Source organism: Pseudoalteromonas espejiana DSM 9414 (assembly GCF_002221525.1).
GTDB classification, from domain to species: Bacteria; Pseudomonadota; Gammaproteobacteria; order Enterobacterales; family Alteromonadaceae; genus Pseudoalteromonas; species Pseudoalteromonas espejiana.
Genome location: NZ_CP011028.1, coordinates 2,300,146 through 2,319,796, shown reverse-complemented (window position 1 = coordinate 2,319,796; position 19,651 = coordinate 2,300,146). Strand labels below are relative to the sequence as shown.

The window sequence follows — 19,651 nt, the reverse complement described above, 5'->3', positions numbered from 1 at the left end:
TGAAGGTTACTGCGATTTTCTAACGCGTAAGTACCATTCAGATAATAAGCGAACTTGTTTTTGGGTATAGCCTTTTTCGACCATGCGGTTAACAAAGTCTTCGTGTTTTTGCTGATCCTCTGCTGAGGTTTTGGTGTTAAACGAAATAACAGGGAGCAGGTCTTCAGTGTTTGAGAACATTTTTTTCTCAATAACTGTGCGCAGTTTTTCGTAGCTAGTCCATAACGGGTTTTTCCCATTATTGTGCGCGCGTGCACGCAGTACAAAGTTCACTATCTCGTTTCTGAAATCTTTTGGATTAGAAATTCCTGCAGGCTTTTCTATTTTCTCAAGCTCGGCATTGAGTGACGCGCGGTCAAAAAGCTGCCCTGTATCTGGGTCGCGATACTCTTGGTCCTGTATCCAAAAATCAGCGTAAATTACATAGCGGTCAAAAATATTTTGCCCGTACTCAGAATACGACTCTAAATAAGCGGTTTGTAATTCTTTACCTATAAACTCTACGTATTCAGGAATTAAATAGCCTTTTAAAAAGCTCAAGTAACGCTCTTCAACCTCGCTACTAAATTGCTCACGTTCTATTTGTTGCTCTAGCACATAAAATAAGTGAACAGGGTTAGCTGCTACTTCAGTTGTATCAAAATTAAATACGCGTGATAAGATTTTAAATGCAAATCGAGTAGAGAGTCCGGTCATGCCTTCATCAACACCAGCGTAATCGCGATACTCTTGATAAGACTTCGCTTTAGGGTCAGTATCTTTTAGGGTTTCTCCATCGTATACCCGCATTTTTGAATAAATACTTGAGTTCTCAGGTTCTTTTAAACGGGAAAGCGTAGTAAATTGTGCCAGTGTTTTTAACGTACCCGGGGCACAGGGGGCGCTTGACAGTTCGCTGTGCTGAATAAGTTTGTCGTATATTTTAATTTCCTCGGTAACACGCAAGCAGTACGGGACTTTTACAATATAAACCCGATCTAAAAACGCTTCGTTGTTTTTGTTATTTTTAAATGTTTGCCACTCCGACTCATTTGAGTGCGCTAAAATCATACCATTAAACGGAAGGGCGCTAATGCCTTCGGTGCCGTTGTAATTACCTTCTTGTGTGGCAGTAAGTAAAGGGTGTAGCACTTTTATTGGTGCTTTAAACATTTCTACAAACTCCATTAGCCCTTGGTTTGCAAGGCATAATGATCCTGAATAAGCGTAAGCATCAGGGTCATTTTGCGCAAAATGCTCAAGTTGGCGAATATCAACCTTACCAACAAGTGCAGAAATATCTTGGTTGTTTTCATCACCTGGCTCGGTTTTGGCAATACCAATTTGGTTTAAAATTGAGGGGTAGCGTTTAACGACTCTGAATTGACTAATATCGCCGTTAAATTCTTTTAACCGTTTGCCAGCCCATGGCGACATAATCGTTTTTAAATAGCGGGGCTTAATACCGTATTCTTGCTCAAGTACTTTGGCATCTTCTACCGCATCAAATAAAGCTAAGGGATGGTCGTTAACCGGTGAGCCTTTTATTGAATAAATTGGCACTTGTTGCATTAAGTATTTTAGTTTTTCAGCAATAGATGATTTACCACCGCCAACAGGGCCTAATAAATAAAGGACTTGTTTGCACTCTTCAAGCCCTTGAGCGGCATGTTTTAAGTAAGAAACTATTTGTTCTATGGCATCTTCCATACCATAAAAGTCTTCAAAGGCAGGGTATCGTGCAACAACTCTGTTAGAAAATAACCGGCTTAAACGTGCATCGGTTGCAGTATCAACCATTTGCGGTTCGCCTATGGCCATGAGTAAACGCTCTGGCGCGCTGGCATAAGCTGATTTATCATTTTTACAAATTTCAAGAAATTCGCTAATGCTGTATTCTTCTTCTTGTGCTGCTTCGTATCGTGCTTGGTAGTGCTCAAAAATAGTCATAATAACCTCCGAAACCCGCTTTAAAAAGGTGCTTACTTTTTAAAGTCTAGTCAGAGATTACTATTTTTGTGCAATAAAATTAAAAATTTAAGTGAAAAAAGATCAAGTTGACTGATTTGCCAAACTGCCACGTATAACGCCGTGAAACCTTGTTAATAGACATAAAAAAAGACGCCGAAGCGTCTTTTTAAATTAGCGTTTAATGGCTAATTAAGCGAAGTTAGCGTTCGCGAATTCCCAGTTAACTAGTGACCAAAAACCTTTAAGGTAATCTGGACGCACGTTACGGTAATCAATGTAGTAAGCGTGTTCCCATAAATCCACAGTTAGGATTGGAGTAACACCTTCGTCAGTTAACGGCGTAGCAGCGTTAGACGTGTTTACGATATCTAATGAACCGTCAGCAAGTTTAACTAACCAAGTCCAGCTAGAACCAAAGTTGTTAACTGCTTTATCGTTTAATGCATCTTTAAACGCGTCAAAAGAGCCCCATTTAGCGTTAATTGCATCAGCAACTGCGCCAGTTGGCTCGCCGCCGCCATTTGGAGATAGGCTGTTCCAGTAAAACGTGTGGTTCCAAATTTGTGCAGCGTTGTTAAATACGCCACCTTCAGATGAACAAACAATCTCTTCTAAAGATTTGTTTTCAAATTCAGTACCTGGAATTAAACCGTTTAATTTAACTACGTAAGTGTTGTGGTGCTTACCGTGGTGATACTCAAGAGTTTCTTGTGAAATATGAGGCTCAAGTGCATCAATTGCATATGGTAGTGACGGTAGTTCAAATGCCATTTTTTTATCTCCATCTTCTTTTGGTTGATAGTTCGTTTTGTAATACGTAATGCCTGTTACAACAGACCACTTACCTATACCAAACGAGAATATAGTGTTACTATAATTGTTGAGTATTTTACTCAAGTTTAAGCAAACAGCAATGCTATTGCGAAAGACTATTTCAATTGCGGCTTTATTTGCCCATTTTAAGTTATATATCTGTGGTCATAATGATTTATTTTCAAGACCTAGGTATATTCAGCTATCGTCATTTTGAGGTTGTAGATGGAAACCATTGATAAAATTAAACAGCAGATTTCAGAAAACCCAATTATCCTTTACATGAAAGGGTCGCCTAAATTACCAAATTGTGGTTTTTCTTCACAAGCGTCACAAGCTCTAATGTCATGTGGCGAACCATTTGCCTATGTTGATATTTTACTAAATCCAGATATTCGTGCTGAACTACCAGCATACGCAAATTGGCCTACATTCCCACAGCTTTGGGTAGAAGGCGAATTAGTCGGTGGTTGTGACATTATTATAGAAATGTTCCAACGTGGTGAATTACAGCCATTGATCACTGAAACAGCAGCTAAATATAAAGAAGCTGACGCAGAGTAATTTACTACTCGACCTGCAATCAGGTTATTTAGCTCTTTAAACACAAAGCCACTTTTTAAGTGGCTTTGTTGTTTTGCAAACCATAAAAATTACGAGTAGGGGAGGCTTACTTGCACGTTTATGCCGCCCTTTATTTTATTATGTAAACTTATATGGCCTTGATGCGCTTCTGCTATTTCTCTGCACAGGGCAAGTCCTAAACCACTCCCGGTACTTTTTGTCGAATAAAAGGGGACTAAAGCATTTGCCATTACTTGCTCGCTCATTCCTTTACCGCTGTCACTTACATTAATGACACACGCTTGCGTTACAAATTCGACCTGAATATAGATCTCATTAATGTTAGAGCCTGATTCATGCGCATTTTTCAATAGGTTAATGAGTAGTTGTTCAATCTGTGCTTGGTCTGCTTGCAATTGATGGGGGGAATTTTTAATTTCATAGCTAAATTGCCAGTGATTTTTTAAATTATTAAGTGTGTTTTGCCAGTTAATGCGTGTTTTTTGTGGCTGAGGTAATTTAGCAAATTTGCCATAGCCCTGTACAAACTCTGTTAAATGACTAATTCGCTCATCAATAGTTGCAAATACACGGGCAAGGCGAGGCTCGTCCACTTTGTTTGCGAGCAATTGTGCACTATGAAGCATAGATGACATAGGACCGAGTGAGTTGTTTAATTCATGACTAATAATGCGAATTACTTTTTTCCACACGGCAACTTCTTGGCGGCTGAGCTCGCGGGTTAGTTGTTTAAATATATATAAATGATGCTTTTGATTATTGAGTAAAAACTCCCCGGTGGCTAAATGCCAGGTTTGTGAGTCTTGATTCTCTATTTCTATATTAAAGAGGCCATCAATACCGTGCTCTATGGCTGCTACTAATTGCAGTGGCGAATTCTCGAGCAACTTACTCAACTGCATACCCTCAAGCCTAGTTGAACTATTAAATAAACTACGACTAATTAAGTTGCTAAATACCACAGTGCTATTGTCATTAACCAGAAGCAGCGCTTGGGGTGAGCTTTGTAATACTTTATCGAGCATTAGCTCGCGCTGGTAAATCCACTGTTTTTCTTGGCGTAGTTGCTTAGCGGTTTGATTATATAGTTGGCATAGCTTCCCTAGTTCGTCGTTGCTTTTATACGCGAGCAAGCTAGAGAATTCGCCATCTTTAAAGTTAAGTAACCCAGTTTCGAGCGATTGTACGCCCAGTTGTATTGGTTTGGCGAGAGCACTTGAAAGTAGGGTGCTAAATACAAGTGTTAACATTATTAAAAACAGGGTGTAATACATATCTAAACCACTTAGTGTGGCAATTATGAATACAGGAATTGCGCTACTAACGCCGCAGATCAAGACAATTTTTTGGCTTAGGGTAAAATTACTAATAATATTTGGCATTAATAATCAATGCCCATCTTTTGTAATCGTCTGTAAAGTGCTTGTCGGCTTAAACCAAATTCACGGGCAACTTTGGCTATAACACCTTGATGAGCGCGTATTGCGTGTTCTATTTCTTGCTTACTAGGTTCAACTTTTATGCTTTGCGGGGTAATAGTAGGTGACGAAAGTGCAAAGTTATCTGCTGAAAGTATACCTGTAGGCTTTAGTACCGCTACACGTTTACAGGCATTTTCTAGCTCTCGAACATTACCAGGCCATGTATAGTGTTTAAGTACATGCTCTGTATCTATAGTCAGTTCTCGGTGAGGTAAAAAGTAGCTAATAAGCGCTAAAATATCATCTTGCCTTTCGCTAAGCGCAGGCACATTGAGCTCAATTACGTTAAGGCGATAATATAAGTCCTCCCTAAATCGACCTTGTTGAATTGCTTGTAGCAGGTTTTCATTAGTCGCAGAGATAACTCGCACATTTACTTTGCGTGTTTGAGTTGAACCTAAACGTTCAAACTCGCCAGTTTGTAGTACGCGCAGTAATTTAATTTGCCCAGAGAGCGGTAAGTTACCAATCTCATCTAAAAATAATGTACCGCCATCAGCTGCTTCAAATCGACCAATACGTTGTTTAGTTATCCCTGTATATGCGCCAGCTTCAGCGCCAAAAAGTTCGGCCTCTATAAGTTCCTGTGGCAGTGCGCCTGCGTTTACCTTAATAAAAGGCTGTGATACAAGCGGGGAGTTTTTTTGAATGATATGCGCAATGCACTCTTTTCCGCTCCCATTAGGGCCCGTAATTAATGCAGATATATCAGATTTAGCTACTTGTAGCGCCATAGTGACCAGCCGCTCCATGGCAGTGCTTTTAAATATTAGCCCCGCAAGGTCTGCGTTTTTAAATGTAGTGTCTCGTTCTTGCTGATGGCGATTATGTGTAGCAATTATTTTTTTAGCACTGCCTAGCTCTATTAAGTTATTAATACAAACAAGTAACTTTGTATCATCCCAGGGTTTTGGTAGGTAATCGGCAGCACCGGCTTTTACAAGCTCAATAGCGGTGGTAAGTTCGGTCCAAGCTGTAATTAATATAATAGGAAGATGTGGGTTTATTTCTCGTAGTTCATAAAACAGCGTTTTACCTTCTTCGCCAGAGGTAGTGTCGCTACTAAAGTTCATGTCTTGAATTACAAGTTCAATTCGTTGATAACGTACTATTTGCAGAGCATCAAACGGGTTTGTTGCAGTCACTACGGAAAAATCATGGATCTCGAGCAATAATGAAAGTGCGTCGAGTACTGCTTGATTATCATCAACAATGAGTATTTTATGAGTCATAGGTTATTTTTATAATTTTTAAAGGCTACACTGCCTAATAAGCAGTGTAGCATAGTGGTTTACGTATTATTAAATAGTGCGAGTTGCGATACTTGGCGAAATATTAGCTGCGCGTTTGGCTGGCGCTAATACAGCAAGTAGGCTCATTAAAAATACAGCTATAGCCGTGCTTGCTATATAACTTGGCGGTAGCGCCGCGACAGAAAAATACTGCATTAACATTTTCCCAAGCAGTAGTGCTGTTACTACGCCTAAAGCTAAACCCAGGCTACAAATTAATGCATTTTCTACTAAAAAATAGCTAACGATGGCCGACTTTCTTGCGCCAATTGCTCTGCGTGTACCAATTTGTTTAGTGCGTTTGCTAATATTAAATAAGGTTAAGCCAAAAATACCTAACGCGGTTATGAGTACTAAAATAGTGATTAATACGATGAGCATGCGCATCATGAGACGATCTTGAGCTGTGTACTCATTTTTTAATTCATCAAGCCCTTTAATATTGTTAATAACGCGCTTACTGTAATTTTCGAGCATGGCATTTTCTATTTCTTTCATTACAATGGCTCGCTGACCAGGTTCTGTACGAACGGCTACTTGTGCATAGCTTGCTGCTTTAATATAAGGAATAAACGCAAGATTATCGGGTTTACTGTCTTTGAGCCACGGGCCTTTCATCTTTTCAATTACGCCAATAATTTTAAGTGGTATGTCGCCAAAATAAACTATTTCCCCTAAACCATTTCTCTCAGGATATAGCTCATCAAGTAGGGCTTTAGTGACTATAGTGACATTGGTGCGCTCTTGCGTAATTTCATTTGTAACGAGCACTTCATCTTCGGTAAAATTTCGCCCAGCAATTAAGTTAACGCCGTAGGTATTAATTGCGTGGTCGTCTATAAAGAAATAAGCGGTTCTTACACTTAGGCCTTCTTGTGGAGCTGGTTTTAAATTAAAACTAGAAGCACTACCACCGCCGGATAGCGGGACGCTACTGCTTAGCGCTGCATCGACTACGCCTGGCATTTCTCTGATCATGGTTTCATCAAGCTCAAATTGTTGACTTAAGTTAATATCCTTTCCAAAGGTCATTACATTAAACTTAAATATATCTTGCTCAGGGTAGCCTGTTTCTTGGTTTAAATAGCTAATTCTGTCTTGAATAATAAATGCAGCATTACTGACAATTGCCGTGGTGATTGCAATTTGAATTAGCAGTAACACAGCGCCTACCTTTGAGCGACATAAGGCATTAAATATAGGTTTTATTTCTAACATTGTGGTATTCCCTTACTGGCTCTTCAGATAAATAGCAGGATTGGTTTTGCACACTAACCAAGCGGGGTACAAACCAGCAAAAATACAGGTTGTAATTGCAATTAATGGGGCGCTCAATAGCATGGTTAAATCCATAGTCGCTAAGTTTTCATAGTAGTTGTAGCTTTGCCCTACGCCCATTAAGCCAAGTTGTGCTATTACAATTCCAAGTAGGCCACCTATAAAACCAAGCATGGCGACCTCAACTAAGTGCTGTAAAAATATTTGTCTTTTACTTGCACCTAATGCGCGCCTTACACCGACCTCTGGTGCTCGGCGTAAAAATTTAGCTAAAAGTAAACCTAAAATATTGGCTAAGCAGACACCTAAAAACATAAAGCTCAAGCCCACTAAAATTTTATTGTCTTCGGTGACGACGTTGTTGTACTGCATCCATTGGTTTACATCGCGAAGTTTATACTCCAGTTGTTTACGATTAAATCGACCACGCTTTTGCTGTTCTTGCATGTAGGCTAATAAGTAATTTTGATAGGCTTGTTTTTGCTCTAGCGTATTTAGCTCTGCCCAAAACTGGATCCATACTTGCTCCGATTGCAGTTTATCTACAAAGGTTGGCGTGTTTTCGTGCTTCCAACCATTGCTATTACCCCAACTAACGAGCTCTTTTGCTTTAATTAAACTAAAGGGCATAAATAAATCTTCGGCTTGATTAAATGCGCCGTTATTTAAATCATAATATTTAATATTCAGAGGCCAGTGTTTAACAACGCCAACTACTTGATAGCTTGCATCATCTAAGTAAATTAGTTCTCCAACGGAGTTTTTTCCTGCGAATAGCTTGTCGTTTAGCTCTTGTGTAATAACTACAACGGGTGCGGCTGAATTTTCTTGCTCTGTGCTCCACGTTCCGCCATATAAAAATGACAAATTAAACATGCTAAAAAAGTCTGGCGTTGTCATGCGGGCACTGCCTATAAAAGGTTTTATTTTGTCAGAGTCTAAATAAACCGAAAAGCCGGTACGCATCATGGCCACTTTTTTATCTAAAGAGGGTGCCTTTAATAAGTTCTCTGCATCTTGATAGGTAAGTTGTAGTGGCACGTTATCTTCTGTCCGCCACGTACTACCGTCGTCCATTGTTTGTAATTGCACACTGTAAAGTTGGCTGCTTTTTTCCGGGATAGGATCGGCCGACATCATGTGGTAAACACTTAGGCTGGTCATTGTTATGCCAATACCTATCGCAATGGCAAGTACCATCAAAAAGCTAACCAGTGGGGTGCGCTTGAAGCTGCGCCAACTTAAATCTAAATAATGAATAAACATTAGTTAAACCCCCGATGCTGTTTTAATGTTTTGCGCACCTTGGTAAAGCGTAAAGTCGGCAAGTTGCCCATCAACTACTTGAATATTGCGCGGAGCACGGCGGGCTAATTCGCTATCATGCGTCACCATGATAATAGTGGCACCGTCGCGATTTATTTGCTCAAGTAACTCCATTACTTGGCGTGCCATTAAGCTGTCAAGGTTACCAGTTGGCTCATCAGCAAGTAAAAAACGAGGTTCTCCGGCAAGCGCACGGGCAATTGCTACACGTTGTTGCTGGCCACCGGAGAGTTGTTGAGGTAAATGTTTAGCGCGAGATACTAAGCCAACTTGCTCAAGGCATTGCTCAATTCGACGTTTTCGCTCATTTGCTTTAACCCCTCGGTAACGAAGAGGAACTTCTATGTTTTCATACAAGTTCAAATCGGGAATTAAATTAAAGCCTTGGAATATAAAACCAATTTTTTGATTACGCAAATCAGCACGTTGGTTGTCGTTTAGGCTGCCAACATTAACGCCATCTAACAGATATTGACCATCGTTAAAAGGCTCGAGCATACCTGCAATATTTAAAAAGGTTGTTTTGCCTGAGCCACTAGGACCGGTAACAGCAATAAATTCGCCTTCGTTTACTTGCAAATTGAAATCTCGAAGCGCATGGGTTTGCACCATTTCTGTTTGGTATACTTTACTTACATTGTTCATTTGTAACATGGTTGTTCCTAATTATTTTTAGCGTTGGCTGAGAACGTCTGTTTAATTTAATAAAATCGTGTCGGCTTGTTTAAAGTCGCTGTAGCTTGAAATAATAATTTCATCCTTTTCTTTTAGCCCGCTCAAAAGCTCAACGGCATTAATGCTGGTGGCACCTATTGTAATAGGTATGCGCTTTGCGATATTGCCATCGACCTTATAGGCAACAATTCCGCCTTGCTGCATGAATGCGCCGCGTTTTATCTGCAATACATCTTCTCGGTTGTCGAGTAAAATGCGTGCAGTTAAGCGTTGGTTCTGACGAATGTTGTTAGTACCCCCTTTAAATCGAACGCGTGCTGTTACTTCTCGATTATTAACTTCTGGTGATATGGCGGACAAATTTCCCATTACTATTTCACTGCCCAACTTAAGCTCTACTTTCATACCGAGCCCTAATTCGTTCGCGTAACTTTCAGGTACTTGAAGTTCGGCTTCGAAATTACTTAAGTCAACGAGTGTCATAAGAGGTTGGCTTTGCGTGACTGCGGCTTTTTGTTGCACTAATAGGTTACCCACGATCCCTGTAACGGAAGCCTTAATAGATAGGTTGCTTACTTTTCTGATTAAATCATTAACAATAAGTTGTTGGCGGGTCACATCACTTTTAGCTGCTTTTAGTTCAAAGGCGAGCGTATCTTTAGCAAGGTGCACTTCTTGTTGCGCGTGTTTATAAGTCAGTTTTGCTCGAGATAAATCATCAACGGCTTTTTCAAGGTCAATTTGGCTAATCAAGTGTTTTTGTATTGATAGTTGGGCGCGGCGGTTTTCGCGTTCAGCGGCATTTAGTTCAACGTTCGCTATATCAAGTGTTTTATTTAAGGTGAGCGTTTGGCGCCTTGCTTGCAAATGTTTTCTTTGCTGCTCGCCTTTGAGTCTTTCAAGTACAGACTCTTGCTGTTTTAATTCGTTTGTTAACTCGGGGCTTTGCAATAGAGCAAGTATATCGCCTTGTTTTACGGTATCGCCGGCTTTTACTTTTAAATCTATATATCCACGCTCTGGGCTATACACTTGAGGGGCATTTGCAGCAACAATTTTACCACTGGCGGCAATATCTCGAATAAGTGTTTTAATATGTACCTTAGCAATTTGTACTTTTGAGCGACTAATAGAGCTTTTTGCGCTATGGCTTGTTAAAAAAATATAAGCGGTTATAGAGGTTATAATTAAAACAATTGCAGCTACTAAGGCGTGTTTAAAATAATTTACAGGCGATTTTACCTGTACGTCTTGTGCGCTAGTATCTTTAATCATCTTGCTCTCCTATATTGCTTTTATATATTTTTCGCACAGCAGTAACAAAACTGCTGTGCAAATAGCTGCAATAGGAGAGAGTAAAAATAAGCTCAGAGTAAACATAGTAATTCCAATTAGCGATTGTGTATAAGGTTATACGATTAGCATGCCAACTATTAGGTTGCTGATATTTAATGTTTTTTATTTTTTAGACTTTAATATCTATGTCCGCGGACAGTTTATGTGTCCGCTGCGGACACAATGTTAGATAAAAATTCACTAATAATGTACGAAAGAGGTGCTGAATTTTAATAACTATACTCATGAATGCTCAAAAATCGTGATCCTAATCCTTAAATTTCCTAAAACCATATTAAACTATCTAAATGTTAACTGAATTAGCTTAACTTTAGTGAATATTTATTCATTGTGGTTTATCTTTACGTTTACGTAAAGGGTCGGTTGTTAAGCCCTTTGTTTTTACAAAATGTTAAAATTGACACCAGTGTCATGAAAAAATAACGGTTAAATAAGCACTAATTGTTAAAAGTTATGAGTTAAAAAGAAATCTTGCCTTGAAGTGAGAAATATTCAAGAATGTGAATATGTATTCAAAATAATATTGACTCTATTTACTATAGAGGCTAGTTTTGTGCGTCTGTTAGCAAATCGTCGAGCAGTTCATTCACGTTAACAGTGCAGCAAGGGGAGGGGTCTATGTTATACGACTCAAAATTAGAAAAAGATAATTGTGGCTTTGGCTTAATAGCCCAAGTTAATGGACAGGCTAGTCATAGGCTTATACGTACAGCTATAACTGGACTTGATCGCATGCAACACCGCGGTGGTATTTCTGCCGATGGTAAAACTGGTGACGGCTGTGGTTTATTACTGCAAAAGCCTGACAGCTTTTTCCGTGCTATAGCCAGTGAACACAATTGGCACTTAGGTAAAAACTACGCCGTAGGCATGGTTTTCTTAAATTCAGATCCCGTTTTAGCACAAGCTGCAAAACAGGTTTTATGTGAAGAATTAGAACAAGAAACACTTAAAATACTAGGCTGGCGTGAAGTGCCAACCGACCCATCAATGCTAGGTCCTATTGCTACTCAGCAGTTACCTGGTTTTGAACAAATTTTTGTTAGTGCGCCTGAAGGTTGGCGCTCTAAAGATTTAGAACGCCGTTTATATGTAGCACGTCGCCGTGCAGAAAAGCGTTTAGCGCATGATGAGTCATTTTACATTGCAAGTTTATCTGGGTTAGTAACAATCTATAAAGGCCTTATGATGCCTGCAGATTTACCTAACTTTTATTTAGACTTAGCCGACATTCGTATGACTAGCGCTATTTGTGTTTTCCATCAGCGTTTTTCTACCAATACTCAGCCGCGTTGGCCTTTAGCGCAACCATTTAGGTATTTAGCACACAATGGTGAAATAAATACGATTGAGGGTAACCGTCAATGGGCGCGAGCTCGCTCGTACAAGTTCTCATCGCCGCTTATTCCTGATTTACAAAGCGCAGCGCCATTTGTAAACGAAACCGGCTCTGATTCATCAAGCTTAGATAATATGCTTGAGCTATTTTTAGCCGGTGGTATGGATTTATTCCGTGCTATGCGCATGCTTGTACCGCCTGCATGGCAAAAAAACCGTGCAATGGATGATGATTTACGCGCATTCTATGACTTTAACTCTATGCATATGGAACCGTGGGACGGCCCAGCGGGTATTGTAATGTCTGATGGTCGCTTTGCAGCATGTAACCTTGACCGTAATGGCCTTCGCCCTGCGCGCTATGTTATTACACAAGATGGCTTTATTACACTTGCCTCTGAAGTCGGTATATGGGATTACACTGCCGATGAAGTAGTCGAAAAAGGCCGTGTTGGACCAGGTGAATTATTAGTAATCGATACAAAGCTTGGCAAAATTTGGCACTCAGACGAAATCGATCAAGATTTAAAATCACGCCACCCTTATAAGTCATGGCTTGAAGAAAACGTTAAGCGTTTAACACCATTTGAAGAACTTACTGAGCAAGACGCGGGTAATCGCTCGTTTGATGACGAAACGCTTGCTAAGTACCAAAAAATGTTTGGCTACACGAATGAAGAGCTCGATAGTGTTATTCGTGTAATGGGTGAAAACGGCCAAGAAGCGACAGGCTCAATGGGCGATGACACGCCATTTGCTGTGCTAAGCGAAGGGCATCGTTCACTCTACGATTACTTCCGTCAAAAGTTTGCGCAAGTAACTAATCCGCCAATCGATCCGCTACGTGAAAACCATGTAATGTCGCTCGCTACTTGTATTGGTAGTGAGCAAAATGTATTTAACGAAACAACAGGCCACGCTAAGCGCTTACAGTTCGATACGCCTATATTAATGTATGCAGACATGCAGCAGCTACTTAACGCTGATGACGAGCATTACAGCTACTGTAAAATCGATATTACTTACACAGCTGAAGAAGGCTTAGAAAACGCAGTGGCGCGAATTTGTGATTCTGCACAAGAAAAAGCGGCAGCGGGTTGTGTCATGCTTATTTTGTCAGACCGCAACTTTAGCGAAAGCCAACTACCTATTCCTGCTGCTATGGCGGTAGGGGCAGTGCAAAAGCGCCTTGTAGATAACAACTTACGTTGTGAATCGAACATTATTATTGAAACCGGTAGCGTACGCGATGCGCACCAATTTGCTGTACTACTTGGTTTTGGCGCAACAGCGATTTACCCATATCTTGCATACGAGTCACTGGTTGCGATGAGCGACAGTAAAGTGATTGAAAAATCGTACTGCGAAGTAACACTTTCGTACCGTAAAGCCATTAATAAAGGCTTATACAAAATAATGTCTAAAATGGGCATAAGTACGGTTGCATCGTACCGTTGTTCAATGTTGTTTGAAGCGGTTGGTCTATCTGATGCAATGGTAGAGATGTGCTTTAAAGGTGTTGCAAGTCGTATTAAGGGCGCGTGTTTTAGTGATTTTGATATTGATCAGCAAAAGCTGCATAAACTTGCTTTTAGTAAGCGTAAGCTACTAAGCCATGGCGGCTTATTAAAATACGTGCACGGTGGTGAGTACCATGCTTACAACCCAGATGTTATTCAAACGCTGCAAAAAGCGGTACGCTCTGGAGATTACAAAGACTACGGCGCTTACGCTGATTTAGTTAATAATCGTCCAATTGCTACTTTACGTGATATGTTAGCGCTTAAATTACCTGAAAAAGGCATTAGCGTCGACGATGTAGAACCTGCTGAAAACCTATATAAGCGTTTTGACTCAGCGGCAATGAGTATTGGCGCACTCTCGCCAGAAGCGCATGAAGCGTTAGCTATAGCGATGAACCGCTTAGGTGGCTGTTCAAACTCTGGTGAAGGTGGCGAAGATAAACTACGTTACAACACAGAGAAAAACTCACGAATCAAACAAGTTGCCTCTGGTCGATTTGGTGTAACACCGCATTACCTTCGTAATGCTGATGTAATTCAAATCAAAGTGGCGCAGGGTGCTAAGCCTGGTGAAGGTGGACAACTACCGGGTGAAAAAGTAACGCCTTATATTGCTAAACTTCGTTATTCAGTTCCGGGTGTAACACTTATATCACCACCGCCGCACCACGATATTTACTCGATTGAAGATTTAGCTCAGCTAATATTCGATTTAAAACAAGTAAATCCTGAAGCGATGATCTCGGTTAAGTTAGTGTCAGAGCCAGGTGTGGGCACAATTGCTACGGGTGTAGCTAAAGCATACGCTGATTTAATTACAATTTCGGGTTACGACGGTGGCACCGGCGCAAGCCCGCTGACGTCTGTAAAATATGCAGGTAGCCCTTGGGAGCTTGGCCTTGCTGAAACGCAACAAGCCCTTGTTGAAAATGGCCTTCGTCATCGTATTCGTCTGCAAACAGATGGCGGTTTAAAAACAGGTTTAGACATTATTAAAGCGGCTATTTTAGGTGCAGAAAGCTTTGGCTTTGGTACCGGCCCTATGGTGGCGTTAGGGTGTAAATACCTTAGAATTTGTCACTTAAATAACTGTGCAACCGGTGTTGCAACACAAGACGAAACACTTCGTCAAAAGCACTACCATGGCTTACCAGAAATGGCGATGAACTACTTTAAGTTTATAGCGCAAGAAGCACGCGAGATCATGGCAAGCTTAGGTGTTGCAAACTTAACTGATTTAATTGGTCGTTTAGATTTACTTGAAGCGATTGAAGGTAAAACAGCTAAGCAAAAGAAAATAGATTTATCATCTGTGATTGCTCAGCCTAATAACCCAACGGGCGAAACATTATTTTGTAGCGCACCAAATAGCTCTCATTATTTAGGTGAGTTAAACGAAACGTTATTAGGTAAAGCACAACAAGCAATTGATACATCATCAGGTATTTCGCTTGTGAGTCGTATATGTAATACAGATCGCTCAGTAGGGGCTATGTTATCTGGCTATATTGCGTCTAAACACGGTAACCAAGGTATGGCTGCTGACCCTGTTGCAATTGAACTACATGGTACTGCAGGGCAATCATTTGGTGTTTGGAATGCCGGTGGCCTAGAAATGACGTTAATAGGCGATGCAAACGACTACGTGGGTAAAGGTATGGCTGGCGGTAAGCTCGTTATTCGCCCACCACTGGGCTCATCGTTTGAAAGCCATAAAGCGACTATTGCAGGCAACACATGTTTGTACGGCGCTACGGGCGGTAAATTATTTGCTGCAGGCTGTGCAGGCGAGCGTTTTGCTGTTCGTAACTCAGGTGTACAAGCGGTAGTAGAAGGCGTAGGCGACAATGGTTGTGAATACATGACCGGCGGTGTTGTTTGTGTGCTTGGAAATGTTGGGGTTAACTTTGGCGCGGGTATGACAGGTGGTTTTGCTTATATTTTAGATGAGCGAAATGACTTTGAAAAACGCATCAACCCAGAGCTAGTTGAAGTAGTAACACTTGATGATTTAAGTTCGCACCAAGAGCATTTACGCGGCTTAATTGCCGAGCATTTAGAGCTTACTGGCTCGTGCCGTGCAGAAACCATTTTAGCTAACTTTGAATTGTATTTACCTATGTTCAAGCTAGTTAAGCCAAAATCAAGTGATGTAAAAAGTTTACTCGGGCATCGCGCTCGCAGTAGCGCAGAACTTCGTGTTCAAGCGCAATAAGGGGGCAGTATGAGCGAAAATGTATATCAATTTATAGACGTGCAGCGTGTAGATCCGCGCAAAAAACCAATCTCGTCGCGTAAAAAATCTTTCGTGGAAATTTACGAACCCTTTTCAGAGAACCAGGTGAACTCACAAGCTGACCGTTGTTTAGATTGTGGTAACCCGTACTGTGAATGGAAATGCCCAGTGCATAACTACATTCCACAGTGGTTAAAATTAATTAGAACAGGCCGTATTTTAGAAGCGGCTGAGCTTTCTCATCGTACAAACAGTTTGCCAGAGGTATGTGGACGTGTTTGCCCACAAGACAGACTGTGTGAAGGGTCATGTACGCTTGATGAAGAGTTTGGTGCAGTAACCATTGGTAACATTGAAAAGTATATTACCGATACGGCATTTAAAATGGGCTGGAAACCAGACATGTCATACGTGACATGGACGGATAAAAAAGTAGCTATTATTGGTGCGGGCCCGGCTGGTTTAGGGTGTGCTGATATTTTAGTGCGTAACGGTGTAAAACCAGTGGTTTTCGACCGTCATCCTGAAATTGGCGGCTTACTTACTTTTGGTATTCCTTCTTTCAAACTTGAAAAAGAAGTAATGCAAAAACGTCGTGAAATTTTCACCGAAATGGGTGTGGAATTTAAGCTAAACGTTGAAGTGGGTGTAGACATCACCATGGACGAAATTTTAGCTGACTACGACGCGGTATTTTTAGGTGTAGGTACGTATCAAAGTATGCGTGCTGGCCTTGAAAATGAAGATGCACCAGGCGTGCACGATGCACTCCCATTTTTAATCGGCAATACTAACCGTGTAATGGGTTACGATGAAAAAAACCAAGCGTGCATTGATATGGCCAATCAAAAGGTTGTAGTACTGGGTGGTGGTGATACCGCGATGGACTGTGTACGTACTTCTATTCGCCAAAATGCTGCTAAAGTAACCTGTGCGTACCGTCGTGATGAAGAGAATATGCCAGGCTCTAAACGTGAGGTTAAAAACGCCAAAGAAGAGGGTGTAAACTTTACGTTTAATGTACAGCCAACGGGTATTGTACTTGACGATAATGGCCATGTTGCGGGTGTTAAAATGGTTAAAACACAACTCGGTGAGCCAGATGAAAACGGCCGAAGCCGAGCAGAAGTAGTGCAAGGCTCAGAGCATGTACTTGAGGCTGACCAAGTTATTATGGCGTTTGGTTTTAAACCACACAAAATGGATTGGTTAGAAAAGTACGATGTAGAAATTAACCATTGGGGCGGTATTAACGCACCAGAACAAGGTGAATTTACACACCAAACGACTAACCCTAAAATATTTGCTGGTGGCGATATAGTGCGTGGTTCTGATTTAGTTGTAACGGCTATTTTTGAAGGACGCAACGCTGCTGAAGGCATTATGGATTATTTAGAAGTGTAGTTATTTGTTCTTCTAAATAATTTCAAAAGCAAGCCAAGAGGCTTGCTTTTTCGTTTGTACTATTCGAATGTTATGTCAACGTAATTAGTAACGAACGGTACTATATTAATATCACCAGTTGCGTAACTTTCTTTAGCAACGCCTTTGGTCTTTACCTTCATGTAGTAAGTACCAGAAGGAACTACTTTGTCGTAATTATTTGATCTTGTTTCGAGCCAAATACGGTTGCTTTGAGCGTCAACTACCCAGCCTTCAGGGCTTATTTCATGCATGTATGCTGAACATTTCACTTGTCCCACGCGTGGGTGTAAACATTTATTGATTGCGACTCTAGTTTGTTTTTTTGGATTAGCTGCCGTTTTTATAACTTGGATTTGGCCATAGTCTCTAGGCTCTTTAGTTGCTTTATGGGGGTAAACTTTTGTTTGGGTAGTGGTATAAGAGCTTTGATTCGATGATGTTATTGATTGATTTGTAGAACTTGATACACCATTAACAGCGCCGTTAATACCGTCTTTTACAGCCCGGGTAATATCATTACTTTTGCATCCTGTTAGCACTATTAGTGCAGGAATAATAAGAGCAAATTTATTCATTTTTAATCCTTAAATTTATTGTACTATCCTATGTTTCATTATTTTCAATGAAGCGTGTAATTACCGTGGAATCCTACAATACAATAACCGTACTCATCCCTGATTAAGGTAAATAATGACCAAAAAATCTTATTTTATCAAGCCTAAATAGTTAAACTTAAAGTTAATTTAATTTCAAAATTGTTTCATCAGACATAAAAAATACATTTATTTTTTGTTCTATGAGTGATATTTGAACATAAATTTAAGGGCTATATTAAAGTTTGTACTGTTCAAAAGCTTGAAAGATTAAAGCTTGTGCAAGTTAAGGAAAGGGGGAACAAGACACTATTTAATCTAATAGCCTAGATAATTGCTCTGATATCATTTTAATATATTGAGCAAAATACTTGCTTTGTATTAGCTATTATCAAATGAAAAAGTATTAAAAAGTCCTTTTTAACCAATAAATAACGACCAAATCTTGCTAAACGCACTATTTAAGTACAAACTTGCAGCTAACTTACTCTTTGTTAACCTATTGGCAGGGTTAACAGCAAGCACGCAAATAAAAAATAATAATATGAATGCATACTCAGATAACAAAGAAAGAAAGCTGATAGTTCGCTTTTTTTCATCTATTGGATTTATCGCAACCTTTGCGATGGCATGTAATGCGTTTTCTCATGCTGATCCAATCCTAGGTATTATGTTATTAGTGTCAGCTGGTGTGTATGCGTGGGCTTTTAGCTTATATCGCGCTGTAGAAAAATCAGCAACCACCATTTTATATAACCTTTATTGCTTAATGCTTTATTTGGTGGTCTCTGGTGGCGCCGAGGGAACTGGGCCAATTTGGATATTTATTGTATCCCCAGTTACTTATTCTGTAAGAGGTTTAAAAAAAGGGACTGTTGATATCATCCTTTTTTTATTGGCTGTAATTGCAGGGTTTATTATTACCGACAAATTTAATATTTATGATTACCAGCCAGAACAACTGCCATTAAGGGTAGTGATCTCGTTTATTATTGTTGCGCTATTAAGTGGGTTCTATGAGCGCTCGCGAGAAAAATATAACGAAAAAATAATGGCGCTTAGCCAAAAAAATGAGCGTCTTGCCACAATTGATCACCTAACTGATTTACCTAACCGCCGTTTTATGATGAAAGAGCTTGCTGAGCTAAAGCATGTGCATAAAAAAACCAAGCAACCGTATGTTATTTTATTAGCAGATGTCGATAATTTTAAACGTATTAATGATAATTATGGCCACGACTTTGGCGATGAAGCATTAACGCAATTAGCTACTGCGCTTAAAAAAAGTATTCCAGAGCAGGGCGTGGCTTCGCGATGGGGTGGGGAAGAGTTTTTAATTGCTTTACCTAGTTGCACAAAAGAACAAGGGCAAACTATTGCTGAAAAAATTCATCAACAACTACAAAAAAACCATGTTCGTATGTATGGTAAATCAATTGCGTTAACGCTAAGTATAGGGCTTGTAGAAAGCCAGGTTGAGACATCTATAGCACAAGATATTAAACTGGCTGATGAGCTTTTGTATAAAGCTAAAGAGCAAGGAAAAAACCGTACTTGCTCTTAACTTAAGTCGTTAGCCCAAATTTAGTTAGCTTATTAAAATTTAAAGCATTTAGGTATTTACACTTATTATTAAAATTTAGCTTTGCAATTAATCCACAAAAAACCTAGTCCATAGGGAAACTAGTCCATAGAAAAGCTATCAAGATTTGGACGTACTTTACTTTTGCGTCGCTGAACACTTAAATAGCAAATGATGCTACACAAAGCCTGGGCCACT

Annotated in this window: 13 protein-coding genes; 4 read left to right on the top strand and 9 right to left on the bottom strand. The window is 40.1% G+C overall.

The window, feature by feature from the left end; translation table 11 throughout:
- Positions 1 to 6: 6 nt before the first annotated feature.
- Both PESP_RS10505 and PESP_RS10500 read right to left on the bottom strand, forming a co-directional pair.
- Positions 7 to 1,929, bottom strand: coding sequence for a PrkA family serine protein kinase (locus PESP_RS10505; protein WP_089347992.1), 1,923 nt, complete (start codon positions 1,927 to 1,929; stop codon positions 7 to 9).
- 210 nt (positions 1,930 to 2,139) lie between these two features.
- Positions 2,140 to 2,721, bottom strand: a complete 582-nt coding sequence (locus PESP_RS10500) for a superoxide dismutase (RefSeq protein WP_089349148.1) — start codon at positions 2,719 to 2,721, stop codon at positions 2,140 to 2,142.
- Positions 2,722 to 2,988: 267 nt separating this feature from the next.
- Here PESP_RS10500 and PESP_RS10495 point away from each other — a divergent pair, with 267 nt between their 5' ends.
- Entirely contained in the window at positions 2,989 to 3,327 is a 339-nt protein-coding gene (locus tag PESP_RS10495; RefSeq protein WP_004588110.1) for a Grx4 family monothiol glutaredoxin, read from the top strand.
- An 89-nt stretch (positions 3,328 to 3,416) separates the two neighbouring features.
- On the opposite strand, the gene PESP_RS10490 is transcribed toward PESP_RS10495, so the two are convergent.
- The 6 genes from PESP_RS10490 to PESP_RS10465 all read right to left on the bottom strand — a co-directional run bounded on the left by PESP_RS10490 (position 3,417) and on the right by PESP_RS10465 (position 10,675).
- Entirely contained in the window at positions 3,417 to 4,730 is a 1,314-nt protein-coding gene (locus PESP_RS10490; RefSeq protein ID WP_089347991.1) for a sensor histidine kinase, read from the bottom strand.
- Positions 4,730 to 6,061, bottom strand: a complete 1,332-nt coding sequence (locus tag PESP_RS10485; RefSeq protein ID WP_089347990.1) for a sigma-54-dependent transcriptional regulator — start codon at positions 6,059 to 6,061, stop codon at positions 4,730 to 4,732. Before PESP_RS10485 ends, PESP_RS10490 begins: the two co-directional genes overlap by 1 nt.
- A gap of 69 nt (positions 6,062 to 6,130) precedes the next feature.
- Entirely contained in the window at positions 6,131 to 7,339 is a 1,209-nt protein-coding gene (locus PESP_RS10480) for an ABC transporter permease (protein ID WP_089347989.1), read from the bottom strand.
- A gap of 12 nt (positions 7,340 to 7,351) precedes the next feature.
- Positions 7,352 to 8,665, bottom strand: coding sequence for an ABC transporter permease (locus tag PESP_RS10475; protein ID WP_089347988.1), 1,314 nt, complete (start codon positions 8,663 to 8,665; stop codon positions 7,352 to 7,354).
- A gap of 3 nt (positions 8,666 to 8,668) precedes the next feature.
- Entirely contained in the window at positions 8,669 to 9,379 is a 711-nt protein-coding gene (locus PESP_RS10470) for an ABC transporter ATP-binding protein (RefSeq protein ID WP_089347987.1), read from the bottom strand.
- A 42-nt stretch (positions 9,380 to 9,421) separates the two neighbouring features.
- Complete coding sequence (locus PESP_RS10465) at positions 9,422 to 10,675, bottom strand: efflux RND transporter periplasmic adaptor subunit (protein ID WP_089347986.1); 1,254 nt, start codon at positions 10,673 to 10,675, stop codon at positions 9,422 to 9,424.
- A 699-nt stretch (positions 10,676 to 11,374) separates the two neighbouring features.
- Between PESP_RS10465 and gltB the strand changes: the two genes are divergently transcribed.
- Positions 11,375 to 15,832 (top strand): glutamate synthase large subunit, encoded by a 4,458-nt coding sequence (gene gltB, locus PESP_RS10460; RefSeq protein WP_089347985.1) that lies wholly within the window; start codon positions 11,375 to 11,377, stop codon positions 15,830 to 15,832.
- Between the two features lie 9 nt (positions 15,833 to 15,841).
- A complete protein-coding gene (locus tag PESP_RS10455; protein WP_089347984.1) occupies positions 15,842 to 17,257 on the top strand; it encodes an FAD-dependent oxidoreductase in 1,416 nt (471 codons plus the stop codon).
- 59 nt (positions 17,258 to 17,316) lie between these two features.
- Here PESP_RS10455 and PESP_RS10450 read toward each other — a convergent pair whose 3' ends face one another.
- Positions 17,317 to 17,853: a hypothetical protein gene (locus PESP_RS10450; RefSeq protein WP_089347983.1), complete on the bottom strand. Its 537-nt coding sequence runs from the start codon at positions 17,851 to 17,853 to the stop codon at positions 17,317 to 17,319.
- A 463-nt stretch (positions 17,854 to 18,316) separates the two neighbouring features.
- Here PESP_RS10450 and PESP_RS10445 point away from each other — a divergent pair, with 463 nt between their 5' ends.
- Positions 18,317 to 19,435, top strand: a complete 1,119-nt coding sequence (locus PESP_RS10445) for a GGDEF domain-containing protein (protein WP_245852065.1) — start codon at positions 18,317 to 18,319, stop codon at positions 19,433 to 19,435.
- Positions 19,436 to 19,651: the final 216 nt, after the last annotated feature.

Coding starts and splice junctions, on each gene's coding strand:
- PESP_RS10470 (WP_089347987.1), bottom strand. CDS start 9,379: ATGTTACAAATGAACAATGTAAGTAAAGTATACCAAACAGAAATGGTG.
- PESP_RS10500 (WP_089349148.1), bottom strand. CDS start 2,721: ATGGCATTTGAACTACCGTCACTACCATATGCAATTGATGCACTTGAG.
- PESP_RS10490 (WP_089347991.1), bottom strand. CDS start 4,730: ATGCCAAATATTATTAGTAATTTTACCCTAAGCCAAAAAATTGTCTTG.
- PESP_RS10455 (WP_089347984.1), top strand. CDS start 15,842: ATGAGCGAAAATGTATATCAATTTATAGACGTGCAGCGTGTAGATCCG.
- PESP_RS10465 (WP_089347986.1), bottom strand. CDS start 10,675: ATGATTAAAGATACTAGCGCACAAGACGTACAGGTAAAATCGCCTGTA.
- gltB (WP_089347985.1), top strand. CDS start 11,375: ATGTTATACGACTCAAAATTAGAAAAAGATAATTGTGGCTTTGGCTTA.
- PESP_RS10450 (WP_089347983.1), bottom strand. CDS start 17,853: ATGAATAAATTTGCTCTTATTATTCCTGCACTAATAGTGCTAACAGGA.
- PESP_RS10505 (WP_089347992.1), bottom strand. CDS start 1,929: ATGACTATTTTTGAGCACTACCAAGCACGATACGAAGCAGCACAAGAA.
- PESP_RS10495 (WP_004588110.1), top strand. CDS start 2,989: ATGGAAACCATTGATAAAATTAAACAGCAGATTTCAGAAAACCCAATT.
- PESP_RS10485 (WP_089347990.1), bottom strand. CDS start 6,061: ATGACTCATAAAATACTCATTGTTGATGATAATCAAGCAGTACTCGAC.
- PESP_RS10480 (WP_089347989.1), bottom strand. CDS start 7,339: ATGTTAGAAATAAAACCTATATTTAATGCCTTATGTCGCTCAAAGGTA.
- PESP_RS10475 (WP_089347988.1), bottom strand. CDS start 8,665: ATGTTTATTCATTATTTAGATTTAAGTTGGCGCAGCTTCAAGCGCACC.